The organism is Vogesella amnigena (assembly GCF_042648905.1).
Taxonomy (GTDB): Bacteria; Pseudomonadota; Gammaproteobacteria; order Burkholderiales; family Chromobacteriaceae; genus Vogesella; species Vogesella amnigena.
On record NZ_JBHRYH010000002.1, the window covers coordinates 250,041 to 261,967 of the forward strand.

General features: G+C 66.5%; 11 protein-coding genes. 8 read left to right on the forward strand and 3 right to left on the reverse strand.

The features are described from left to right. Positions 1-1,707 (forward strand): exodeoxyribonuclease V subunit alpha, encoded by a 1,707-nt coding sequence (recD, locus tag ACFOKJ_RS01560; RefSeq protein ID WP_390276227.1) that lies wholly within the window; start codon positions 1-3, stop codon positions 1,705-1,707. Between the two features lie 260 nt (positions 1,708-1,967). On the opposite strand, the gene ACFOKJ_RS01565 is transcribed toward recD, so the two are convergent. The 3 genes from ACFOKJ_RS01565 to pdxR form a co-directional block, all read right to left on the reverse strand. Continuing rightward, entirely contained in the window at positions 1,968-2,510 is a 543-nt protein-coding gene (locus ACFOKJ_RS01565) for a DinB family protein (RefSeq protein ID WP_390276228.1), read from the reverse strand. Between the two features lie 193 nt (positions 2,511-2,703). After that, entirely contained in the window at positions 2,704-3,183 is a 480-nt protein-coding gene (locus tag ACFOKJ_RS01570; RefSeq protein WP_390276229.1) for a DUF523 domain-containing protein, read from the reverse strand. Continuing rightward, positions 3,180-4,655 carry a MocR-like pyridoxine biosynthesis transcription factor PdxR gene (gene pdxR, locus ACFOKJ_RS01575; protein WP_390276230.1) on the reverse strand — a complete coding sequence of 492 codons (1,476 nt, stop codon included), beginning with the start codon at positions 4,653-4,655 and terminating at the stop codon, positions 3,180-3,182. The genes ACFOKJ_RS01570 and pdxR overlap by 4 nt, the downstream gene beginning before the upstream one ends. Positions 4,656-4,753: 98 nt before the next feature. Here pdxR and ACFOKJ_RS01580 point away from each other — a divergent pair, with 98 nt between their 5' ends. The 7 genes from ACFOKJ_RS01580 to siaD all read left to right on the forward strand — a co-directional run bounded on the left by ACFOKJ_RS01580 (position 4,754) and on the right by siaD (position 11,874). Then, positions 4,754-5,155, forward strand: a complete 402-nt coding sequence (locus ACFOKJ_RS01580; protein ID WP_390276231.1) for a rhodanese-like domain-containing protein — start codon at positions 4,754-4,756, stop codon at positions 5,153-5,155. Between the two features lie 2 nt (positions 5,156-5,157). Beyond that, positions 5,158-6,330, forward strand: coding sequence for a GNAT family N-acetyltransferase (locus tag ACFOKJ_RS01585; protein WP_390276232.1), 1,173 nt, complete (start codon positions 5,158-5,160; stop codon positions 6,328-6,330). A 231-nt stretch (positions 6,331-6,561) separates the two neighbouring features. Continuing rightward, the gene (locus tag ACFOKJ_RS01590; protein ID WP_390276233.1) at positions 6,562-8,001 is read left to right on the forward strand and encodes a hypothetical protein; all 1,440 of its coding nucleotides are present in this window, start codon (positions 6,562-6,564) and stop codon (positions 7,999-8,001) included. A gap of 132 nt (positions 8,002-8,133) precedes the next feature. Continuing rightward, entirely contained in the window at positions 8,134-10,119 is a 1,986-nt protein-coding gene (gene siaA, locus ACFOKJ_RS01595; protein WP_390276234.1) for a biofilm regulation protein phosphatase SiaA, read from the forward strand. 21 nt (positions 10,120-10,140) lie between these two features. Continuing rightward, positions 10,141-10,683: a biofilm regulation protein kinase SiaB gene (gene siaB, locus ACFOKJ_RS01600; RefSeq protein ID WP_390276235.1), complete on the forward strand. Its 543-nt coding sequence runs from the start codon at positions 10,141-10,143 to the stop codon at positions 10,681-10,683. Between the two features lie 20 nt (positions 10,684-10,703). Beyond that, on the forward strand, positions 10,704-11,078 hold the full coding sequence (gene siaC, locus ACFOKJ_RS01605; protein WP_390276236.1) for a biofilm regulation phosphoprotein SiaC: 375 nt from the start codon (positions 10,704-10,706) through the stop codon (positions 11,076-11,078). A gap of 10 nt (positions 11,079-11,088) precedes the next feature. Further along, entirely contained in the window at positions 11,089-11,874 is a 786-nt protein-coding gene (siaD, locus tag ACFOKJ_RS01610; RefSeq protein WP_390276237.1) for a biofilm regulation diguanylate cyclase SiaD, read from the forward strand. Positions 11,875-11,927 lie beyond the last annotated feature (53 nt).

The window sequence follows — 11,927 nt, forward strand, 5'->3', positions numbered from 1 at the left end:
ATGGACCACACCCCCATCGACAACCTGCTGCCAGCACAGCTGGCCGGCCTGTTCGCCCGCCTCGACCCCACCCACGGCCCGGCGCTGCAGCCCTTGCTGCAACGGCTGGTGAACGCGCAGGGCGCCGGCCACGTGTGCCTTACCGGCCTTGGCAGCGACGACTACGCGCTGCTGCGGCAGACACCGCTGGCCGGCCGCCCCGGCGACTACACACCGCTGATTCTGGATGCCGCCGGGCGGCTGTACTTCGCCCGCCAGTGGCGCGACGAGGAACAGCTGGCCGCCGCGCTGGCGGCGCTGAGCCGCGACCCGCAGCCGCTGCCGGCCAGCGAAGCGCAGGTCGAGGCGCTGCTGAGCGCGCTGTTCGGCCCGCCCGCCGCGCCGGACTGGCAAAGGTTGGCCGCACGCCTGGCGCTGCAGCGACGCTTTCTTACCATCTCCGGCGGCCCCGGCACCGGCAAGACCACCACCGTGGTGCGGCTGCTGGCCGCGCTGGCCTCGCTGTCCCCCCGGCCGCTTGTCATGGCGATGTCCGCCCCCACCGGCAAGGCGGCGGCGCGGCTTACCGAATCGGTACGCGCCGCGCGCGACGCGCTGCCGGTGGCGGACACCGTGCGCGCCCAGCTGCCGGACAAGGCGCAGACCCTGCACCGGCTGATCGGCCTGGTGCCGGGCAGCGCCCGCCCGCGCCACCATGCGGCCAACCCCTTGCCGCTGGACGTGCTGGTGGTGGACGAAGCCTCGATGGTGGACCTCACGCTGATGGCGCAGACGCTGGCGGCACTGCCGGCGCACGCGAGATTGATTCTGCTGGGCGACAAGGACCAGCTGGCCTCGGTGGATGCCGGCGCGGTGCTGGGCGACATCTGCAGCCGCCAGGCATGGCACGGCGATACCGCTGCCGCACTGCAGGCAGCCGGCTTTAGCCTGCCGGGGCAAGTGGACGATAGCGCGCTGCTGGCCGACAGCGTGGTGGTGCTGGCGAAAAGCCACCGCTTTGGCGAGCACTCCGGCATTGGCCGCCTGGCGCGGGCGGTGAATGCGGCCAACCTTGCCGAGGTATCGGCACTGCTGGCCGACGGCACGGCGGAGGATGTGGCGCAGCTGGCGGCATTGCCGGATGGCGCCGGCCTGCTGGCACAACGCACCAGCTACTGGCAGGCGCTGGATGCCGGCGCGGAACCGGCGGCGCTGTTCGCGGCGTTCGGCGAATGCATGCTGCTGGCAGCGGAGCGCCACACCGTGGCCGCCATCAACAGCGCTATCGAACAGCAGCTGGAGCGTCTGGGCCGCAAGCAGCCGGGCAGCGACTGGTACCCGGGCCGGCCGGTAATGGTGACGCGCAACGACTACAGCATCGGCCTGTTCAACGGCGATATCGGCATCACCGTGCAGCAGGGCGAGCGGCTGCGGGTGCTGTTTCCCACTCCGGACGGCGACTGGCGCGAAGTGGCGCCGGCGCGGCTGCCGGAGCACGACACCGTATACGCGATGACGGTGCACAAATCGCAGGGCTCGGAGTTCGGCACCGTGTGGCTGGTGCTGCCGGCCAACCCCGGCGCGGTGCTGACGCGGGCATTGATATATACCGCCATCACCCGCGCGCGGCAGCACTTCGTGCTGGTGGGCAACCCGGCGGTACTGGCCGCTGGCGTGGAAAACGCCCCGCCGCGGCAGAGCGGCCTCGCGGAACGGCTGTGGGGTTAGCCATGTAGGGCGGATGCCCAACGGGCGATCCGCAGCCGTACCAGGGGATGCGGCCAACCTTTGCAGGGTTGGCCGCATTTTTCATGGGGGAGGGGAATCTCGCTGCGCGGATAAAAAAACCCGACGCGGTGAACGTTGGGCCTCGCTGCGCTCGACCGCAACCTACCAAGTAGCCCGTAGCCCGGATAAGCGCAGCGCATCCGGGAAAGCAGCGCCAACGTTGGCCGCACCACCCCGGATGCGCCTGCGGCTTATCCGGGCTACAGCGCGAGCTGATCCGGTATCCGCAGCAGCAGGTCGGTCACGCCCACGTCGGCGCCGGCCTGGCTCAGCAGCGTGGTGGCCTGACCGCGATGATGGGTCTGGTGGTTGAAGACATGCAGCAGCAGGCTGCCGAACTGCCGCTGCGCCGGCACGCCCTTCATGCTGCGGTAGCCCAGCGCCACGTCCAGCTCTTGCTCGCGGATTTCTGCCAGCAGCGCGCTGATGATGCTATCCAGCTCGCTGCGGCGCTGGCGCATGCTGGCGAAGTCGGCGTACAGCGGCTGGTCGAGCTGCTGCGGCATGGCGATGTCGGCCAATGGTGCCAGCGCGGTGTAGCCGGCTGGGTGGGCGGCAAAGCGCTTCAGCCACACGGTATCGGCCACCAGCAGGTGGTTGAGCGTGCCTTGCAGCGAGCCGAAGAACGCACCGCGTGGAGCGGTGAGCTCGCTGGCCGGCAGCGCGGCGGCGGCGCTGTACAGCTTGTCGTTCATCCACTGGTTGTAATCGGCCAAGAGCCGCAGGTGGTAGAGCAGGGACATCAGACACCTCCCGGGCACCTCGCAAAGCCCTCGATTTCGTTGCAATACTGCGTTGCTTACGAAAAACCCCTCCTTACATATCACCTATATGCTGCGTCGGGATTATTCGCTCGCGCCTTGTCTTGCGTAGAACTCGGGGTTTTTCAAGGCACCCTACAGTTGGCCGCAAGGCGGCGCGGGGTTAATCAGACAGCTAATCCAGCAACTGCTCCAGCTGTGTCTCGTTGTACACGGTGATGCCATGTGCGCTCAGCAGCGCGGCGGTAACACCCTGACCATCCTGCAGCTGGCCGTCGAAGCGGCCACTGTACACCTGCAGATTGCCGCAGGACGGGCTGTTGGCTTTCAGCAGCGCGATGCGGCATTGCTGCTGTTGTGCCAGTTGCAGTGCCAGCTGCGCGCCGGTGATGAACTCCTGGCTGACATCGCCGCCGGCTGCGGTGCGTACCGTGGCGGCCTGGCGTAGCACGGCATGGCCGTCGCCGCCTGCAAGCTCCGCCGGCGGGCGCGGGGTGGGCAGGCCGCCGGCCACTTCCGGGCAGATGATGATCAGGCGATAGCGTGCGGCCAACGCTGCGTGCAGCGTGGCCGGCAGGCCCTTGCTGTGGCCGTCGTAGCGCACCGGCTGGCCCAGCAGGCAGGCGCTGACCAGCAGGGTGGGGTGTTCGTTCATGTTTGCTCCTTCAATACTTGCGCCATCACCGCCACGCCACGGCGGATCGCCGCTTCGTCCACGCCGGCGTAGCCGAGCACGAAACCGCGCTGCTGCGGTGCGGCCAGGTAGTGGCGGCTCAGTGGCCGCAGCCACACCTGCTGCCGCGCGGCGGCGGCGGACAGCGCCTCTTCATTGCAGCCCGGCGGCAGCGTGGCCACCAGGTGCAGGCCGGCTTCGCCCGGCGATAGCGCCAGGTGCTCGGCGCCGCTGGCCGCTAGTGCGCTGCGCAGGCAATGCTGGCGTTCGCGGTACAGCTCGCGCATGCGCCGCACGTGGCGGGCGAACAGGCCGCTGCTGAAGAATTCGGCCAGCGCTGCCTGCACCGGCAGTGCGCCTTCGCGGTACAGCCGGGCATTGCAGCCACGGAACGGGTCGATCAGCGCATCCGGCACCACCAGATAGCCTACGCGCAGGCCGGGGTACATCACCTTGGCCAGGGTGCCAACGTAGATCACCCGCTCGTCCTGCGCCAGGCCTTGCAGCGCCGGCTGCGGCTGGCTCACGTAGCGGAATTCGCTGTCGTAGTCGTCCTCGATGATCCAGGCGCCGTGGCGTTGCGCGCTCTCCAGTAGTGCGAGCCGGCGTGACAGGCTCATCACCACGCCGCTTGGGTACTGGTGCGAGGGCGTGGTGTAGATCAGCTTGGGCGGGCGCGGGTCGGCCACCAGCGCCGGGTTCAGGCCGTCGTGGTCCACCGGCGCCGGCACCAGCTGCAGCGCGGCGCCGCGCATGGCGGCATGGGCGCCCACGTAGCCGGGTTCTTCCACCCAGGCCACGTCGCCGGGGTCGGCCAGCAGCCGTGCGGCCAACTCCAGCGCCTGCTGCGCTCCCTGGGTGACGATGATCTGCTCCGGCCGGCAGCGTACGCCGCGCGACAGCTGCAGGTAGTCGGCCAGCGCCTCGCGCAGCGCCGGCAGGCCGCCATCGGCGCGGTAGCCAAGTTCTTCCGCCGTGGCGCGGCGTTGCTGTCGCGACAGCAGTTGCTGCCAGGCATGGTGCGGAAACTGGCGAATCTCCGGCACGCCGGGGGCGAAGGCGCCGAACAGCCCCACCGGCAGGCCGCTGGTGGCGAACAGCTCATGGCCGCGCTGCGACAGCCCCAGAGGTTGGCCGCGCGTGCTGGCGGGCGCTTCGGCGGCGGCGGGGGCGAACAGCCGGGTGACGTAGCTGCCGCTGCCGGCACGGGTGGCGACGTAGCCTTCCGCCTGCAGCTGCTCGTAGGCATCCAGCACCGTGTTGCGACCCAGGCCCAGGCTGCGCGCCAGGTCGCGGCTGGCCGGCAGCCGGCTGTCGCCAGCCAGACGGCCGCTGCCTATCCACTGCCGCAGCAGGCGCGCCAGCTGCCGCGACAGCCCTTCCTTGCCGTCGCGCTGCAGCGCTGCCTGCAGCGCATCGATGATCCACAGCGATGGTTGGCGGCTGTCTGGCAAAGTGGTTCCCTTTCGTGCAAGTGATCTGGCTCTGTTATGGAGCCGCCTGTGTTTTTACCATCAATGTCATCGTGATGTCTCGACTAGGAGAACGTGGCATGGATCAACTCGCCTTTTACCGCGCCAAACTGGCGTACGAGATCGACAGCTGGGATGTGGCTGAGCAGCAGAAGCAGGGCAAGCCGCTGCTGCTGGTGGATGGCCGCTCGCCGGCCGCTTACGCCGCCGAAACCCTGCCCGGCGCCATCAATCTGCCGCATCGTGGCATTACCGCCGAAAGCACCGCGCAGCTGCCGCGCGACGTGCTGCTGGTCACCTTCTGCGACGGCATTGGCTGCAACGCCTCCACCAAGACCGCGCTGAAGCTGGCCGAGCTGGGCTTTACCGTGAAGGAGCTGCAGGGCGGGGTGGACTGGTGGAAGCGCGACGGTTACCCCACGGTGGCTGGCGGCGCCAGTTGCGACATCAACACGGCGGCCGATTGCGGCTGCGGAGGCTGAACATGAGCATGCAATACGATCAATACGGCCAGGCGCTGGGGGTAACGGTGGACAACTGGCAGGGCGCCACCCCGCCGCAGCGCATCACCCTGCAGGGACGCTTTTGCCGGCTGGAGCCGTTCAGCCAGGCGCAACACGGCGCCGGGTTGCGCGCGGCGCTGGAGCTGGATGTGGACGGCCGCGACTGGGCCTACCTGATGCCGCGTCCGCAGAGCGATGCCGACTGGAGCAACTGGTTCGGCATGATGGAAGACAGCCGCGACCCGCTGTTCTTCGCCATTGTCGACCAGACCAGCGGCCAGGCCATCGGCAGCTGCAGCTATCTGCGCATCGATCCGGCGATGGGGGTAATCGAGGTGGGCTGGCTGCGCTTCTCGCCGCTGCTGCAGCGCACCGCCGCCGCCACCGAGGCGATGTATTTGCTGATGCGCCAGGCCTTCGACTGGGGTTATCGCCGCTACGAGTGGAAGTGCAATGCGCTGAACGCGCCGTCGATGCGTGCCGCGCCACGGCTGGGCTTCACCTTTGAGGGCATCTTCCGCCAGGCGCGGGTGAACTGGGGCCTGAACCGCGACACCGCCTGGTTCAGCCTGCTGGACAGCGAATGGCCGGCCAACCGTGCCGCCATGGAAGCCTGGCTGGATGCGGCCAACTTCGATGCCGCGGGCAAGCAGCGCCGTAGCCTGGAAGAGTGCCGCCGAGCGCTGGCCGTCACCACCCGGCAGGACGGTGTGCGCCTGGCCACGCTGGCCGACCTGCCGCAGCTGGCTGGCTTGTTCGACGGCTACCGCCAGTTCTACGGCCGCCATGACGATGCCGCCACCTCGCATGATTTCATCCGCCAGCGGCTGGTGCAGGGCGATTCCATCATCCTGGTGTACGAGCAGGATGGCGCGCTGCAGGGCTTCACCCAGCTGTACCCGCTGTACACCTCGGTAGCCGCGGCGCCGGCCTGCCTGCTGAACGATCTGTTCGTGGCGCCGACCGCGCGCCGTGGCGGGGTTGGCCGCAAGCTGCTGGCCGCCGCCGGCGAGCTGGCAGTGGCGCGCGGGCTGGCGCGGCTGGAGCTGGCCACTGCGCATGACAACCTCACGGCGCAGGCGCTGTACGAGAGCATGGGCTGGCAGCGCGAAACCCAGTTCTACCGCTACCGGCTGCCGCTGGCGCAGCGATAACAGCGTGGGCGCCTGGAAAAACCCTGATTTCCAATCGAGAAAAATTGCGGCGAGACAAGGCGCGAGCGCAAAATTTCGACGCAGCATACGCTTGATATGTAAGGAGAAATTTTTCGTGAGCAACGCGGTATCGCGACGAAAGCGGGAGTTTTTCGAGGTGCCCGCACACCATACGGCGGCGTCGGGGTAAAATGGCCAGTTGTTTTTCAAGGCAGCATCGACGTCAGCCGTATGAAATCGCACCCGCGCAATGCCCATATCAAGGGCGACCCTTTTGTTCCCAGCCGCTTCATCTTCGGCGATGCCGTGGAGGAGCAGGGCCTGGAGCCGTACGAGTACGTGATCCATACCGAAGCCCCGGCCTTTGTCTGCCGGCTGGTAGGCATGGACCAGACCCTGTTCGACGGCCGCGACAAGGAAGGTTTCGTCAGCGCGGTGCTGTACGACGAGCGCGACAACCTTACCCACTACGTCACCAATACCGGCTTCCGGCTGTTCGATTTCAACTTCTGGGGCGATATTCCTACCGCCGCCCAGCTGCAGAAAATCTGCGACGAGGCGATGCAGGTGTATCTGCGCCTGCAGAAAGCCTATGCCGAGCGCGAAGTGGCACCGAAAGAGCGCGATTTCCGCATGGTGCCTACCGAGCCGCTGCCGCCGGCCGAACGCCAGCGCCGCATCAGCGAGCTCAGCGGCGTGGCGGCAGAGGCACTGGCCAACCCGATCAAGAAAATGCAGCTGCCGGCGCTGATCCAGCAGGCGCTGCTGGGCGGCGACCAGGCGGTGTTCACCGAGGCGCAACTGGCGCTGGCGCCACAGCCGGAAGCGCGCGAGCTGCTGCTGGGCATGGCGCGCGACAGCATCGCCTTCCCCGAGGTGATGCGGCCGGACGGTACTGTGGTGTCCTACGAGCTGTGGGCGCTGCCCCTGATCTTCTCGCGCACGCAGGGCGGTTTCTGGTGGCACTTCCCGTTGCTGGAGCGGGTGGAGCCGGCACTGGCCGACGCGCTGCAGCTGCCGGAAAACACCATTTTGTGGCTGTCGCCCACCATTTTCAGTTCCGACATGCTGGCCGAACGCTCCTGCCAGTCGCTGGTGCACCTGGCGGCGGTAATGGACGCCGGCTGCGACCTGGCGCCGCAGGATGTGGAGGCGGCGCGCGCCACCTATCAGGCCGCCAGCAAGACCACCGAGCCACAGCTGATCCTGTGCTGGCTGCCCTTCATCGTGGAGCGCGGCAAGCTGGACATGGACAAGGTGCGCGGTAACGCGCGCAAGGCGCTGGATGCCGCCATGCCGCTGGTGCAGCAGGCACTGGCCGGCGAGATGCTGTTCGGCGAGGCCGAATTGTTCTCGCCGCTGCCGTGGTGGGAGGCGTTGGCCGCAGGTGCCCATGCCTACAACCGCAAGCGCCTCGGCCTGGCCGTGGCAGTGGCGGCCGGCGTGAACGGCAAGGCGGAGGATATCGAAGCGGTGGCGGAGTACCTGCCGGAACACCAGGCCTACGATGTGCAGCTGCTGTCGCGCAGTAATGGCGCGCTGCTGGGGCGCTCGCCGTGGCTGCTGGTACCGGATCTGGCACCCAGCCGCATCCAGGCCTGGCACGAGCTGTCGGAATGCCTGCGCGCCGCCGATATCAGCCTGCGCGAGCAGGCGCCGCGCTTTCATTGAAGAGGCGTCCGTTTTTTATAGCTAGACTTTGTAAATCCATGCCATTTTTTACAATGGATTTATATTGTCATTGTCCTGCCATCTGCCGGCCTGCATAATCAACGCCTTATATTCACGCAGTCGAGGGCAGGCATGGCATTACTGGGGCTACGCGGCAAATCCCTGCTGGCATTGATGCTGGCGTGCTTGATCGCCCTGGTGCCGGCGGCGCTGATTGGCTGGCAGGTAGTAGACAGTATCCGCAGCCATTTCGGCGAAGCCTTCGTGCGCAATGTCACCCTGCTGCAGCGCGAGCGCATTTTTGCCCCGCTGTCGCGCGAGCTGGCGCTGTCGCTGCGGCTGGCCGATTCGGTGCTGACCCGGCAATACCTGGCCGACGAGAACAATGCCGCCCGGCGCGCCCAGTTCTTTGCCGAGGCCGAAGGCTACCGCCGCGATTTTCGCGACCACTCCTACTTCCTGATCAGCAATCAGACCTTCGCCTACTACTTCAACGATGCCAACGGCGGGCATGCCGAAGTGCCGCGCTACTATCTGCAGCAGGGCAAGGCGGATGACGGCTGGTACTTTGCCACCATGCGCAATACCAGCCATTACAACATCAATGTCAATTACGACCGCGCGCTGAAGGCCACCAAGGCGTGGATCAACGTGGTGGTGCGCGATGGCAGCCACAAGATCGGCCTGGCCGGTACCGGCCTGGATCTCACTTCCTTTCTCGATGATTTCATCCGCCAGCGCGAAGCCGGCGTCACGCCGATGATTCTGGATCGGGCCGGAGCCATTCAGGCGCACCCGGATTCGCGCATGATCACCCTCAACTCGGTTGGGCAGCAGCAAAAGGCCGGTAATGGCCTGCAGCGGTTGCTGGATGCCGCCGGGGCCGCGGCCCTGCAGCAGGCGATGCTGGCGGCGGAGAAACAACCGGAGCAGGTACGCACCTTCTGGGCGCAGATGGACGGCAAGCAGCAGCTGTTTGCCTTGAGCTTCATTCCGGAGCTGGGCTGGCATGTGCTTACCGCGGTGGATCTGAATGCCGCCCAGGTACTGCATGGCCCGTGGCTGACCCCGGCGCTGATTGCGCTGGCGGTACTGTTGGCCGCATTGTTGCTGGGTTTTGCCTGGACGGTGGAACGGCTGGTGCTGCGCCCGATCAGCCAGCTGCGCCGCTCGGCACAGGCCATGGCCGCCGGCCAGTACGAAGTGGCGCTGCCGGCCGAGCGTGACGACGAGATCGGTGAACTCAGCGCCGCCTTCGGCGTGATGGCGCACAAGGTGCGCAGCCACACCGCCGAGCTGGAGCAGCGGGTGCGCGAGCGTACCCGCGAACTGGAAGAAGCCAACCGCGAAATGGCGGCGGCACACAAGAAAATCGACGACTCCATCGACTACGCCAGCCTGATCCAGCGCGCCATGCTGCCGGATCGGCAGCTGGTACAGGCGCTGGGCGCGCGTCACACGGTGCTGTGGCACCCGCGCGACGTGGTGGGCGGCGATTTCTATGTCTACCGCGCCGGCGAGCAGAGCTGCCTGTTCGGGGTGGTGGATTGTGCCGGCCACGGTGTGCCGGGCGCGCTGATGACCATGCTGGCGCATGCCGCCATCGACCAGGCCATCAGCGATATCGGCATGCAGGATCCGGCGGCGATTCTGGCGCGCTGCGACCGCATCCTGCGCAGCATGCGCCGCGACGAGGCCGGCGAGCAGGTGCTGGCCACCAATATGGACGTGGGGCTGGCATTTGTTGATCTGGCTAGCAGGCAGGTTACCTTTGCCGGTGCCAAGATCGCGCTGTACTACAGCGACGGTGACGAGGTGGCCGAGCTGCGCGGTGCGCGGCGCGCCATCGGCGACAAGCGGGTGGGCGAGTACCACAATGCCACGCTGCCACTGCAGGCTGGCCGCAGCTTCTACATGACCACCGACGGTTTCCTGGACCAGGCCGGTGGCGAGCTGGGCTTCGGTTTTGGCAGCAGCCGCTTCGTGGACATGATCCAGCGTCACGCCCGCCTGGGGCTGGCGGAGCAGGGCGAGGCCTTCCGCGCCACCCTGGCCGCCTATCAGGGCGAGCATGCCCAGCGCGACGACATTACCCTGCTGTGTTTCCGTTTTGACTGAAGCCCAACCTGGAGAGCCTGTATGCAATCGTTGGATCTGTTTGGCATGCGCGAAAGCTTCAACCAGCAGCAGATCATGCTGTGCTTCAACGGGCCGATTTCGCGCAGCCTGATCGAAGAAATCGGCAATGCCTTGCGTAACTACCTACTGGCCGACCATGCCCACCCGTCATCGGCGATGGACGTGTTCGGCGTGTACATCGAACTGACGCAGAACATCCGCCACTACAGCCAGCTGCACGGCTGGAGCGAACAGGATTCCACCGCCACCGTGGTGGTGGCGCGCGATAGCGAGGGCCATTACGTGGTGAGCGCCGGCAACCTGGTGCTGCAGGCCGATGGCGAGGCGCTGCTGGCGCGCATCCAGTCGCTGGCCGGCCTGGACAAGGCCGAGCTGAAGGCGCGTTACAAGGAGCAGCTGCGGCTGCCGCGCGATGCCGGCGCCAGTACCGGTGCCGGCCTGGGGCTGATCGATATCGCCCGCAAGTCCAGCGCCCCGCTGCGGGCCAGCCTGCGGCAGCTGGCGGATGGCCGCGCCTTTGTCAGCGTTCGTGCTGTGATCTGAGTTTTTAGCGAGTACCTGTCATGAAGCAACTTTCCATTCCCGGCACGCAGTCTACCCCCGCCATCGAGGCCAACTGGAGCAGCGGCGTACTGTCGATGCAGGGCGATTCCTATCCGGAAAACTCCTTCGAATTGTTCCAGCAAGTCATCGACTGGGTAGACAGCTACCTGGCGCAGGCCATGCGCCCGCTGACTCTGGAGCTGCGCCTGCTATACCTCAATACCAGCAGCATCAAGGCGATGATGGACATCTTCGATCTGCTGGAAGACGCGCACCGCGATGGCAAGCCGGTAGCGGTGAACTGGCGTTACGACCCGCGCAACGAGCGCGTGGCGGAGTTGGCCGAGGAATTCAAGGAAGACTGCACCTTCCCGTTTGCCATCCTCAGCCAGTGAGGAGATGACCATGCGTGGCAGTCGCGAACTCGAAGCCCATATCCAGCAACTGCTGGCGGACCCGCAGCAGCGGCAGCAGCCGCTGGGCGAGGCGCTGTCCGAATTGTGGCAGCACTACCAGGACCTGCTGGAGCGCCTGGAGCGCATCACCCGCGTCTCCGATGCCTACCAGAGCATGGCACGTCAGCGCGAGCTTAGCCTGGCCGAGCGCTTCGACAAGCAACTGCGCCAGCTGGAAAAGGTGGCGCGCATTTCTGATCGTTACCAGACCATGATGCGCGAACTGAACCAGGCGCTGAAGGAAGCGGCCATGCACGACCCGCTGACCGCGCTGGTGAACCGCCGGCCGCTGCTGGAGCGGCTGCGCGCCGAGGTGGAACGCAGTCAGAGTCGTGGTCATTCCTTCTGTGTGGCAATGTTGGATATCGACAACTTCAAGCCGATCAACGATCGCTACGGCCATGATGTCGGCGATACCGTGCTGATTGAGACTTCTCGCATGATGGAAGGTGAAGTGCGCGAGTATGATCTGTGCGGACGCTGGGGTGGCGAGGAGTTCCTGATCATCCTGCCGGAAACCAGCGTGGACGAAGCCGTGACCATTGTGCAGCGGGTGCGCGATGCGATTGCCGCCATGCGTATCCGTGCCGGCGCCGAAGCGCTGGCCATTACCATCAGCGCGGGCATTGCCGAATACCGTGATGGCGAACGCGATGCCGACCTGCTGAACCGTGCCGATGGCGCGCTGCTGCAGGCCAAGCGTGCTGGACGCGACTGCCAGCAGATCGCCCCGTAATCTGGCGGGTGCCCCAGGTGGCCAGGCGCATCGGCAAGCGGCTATTCCGGTCA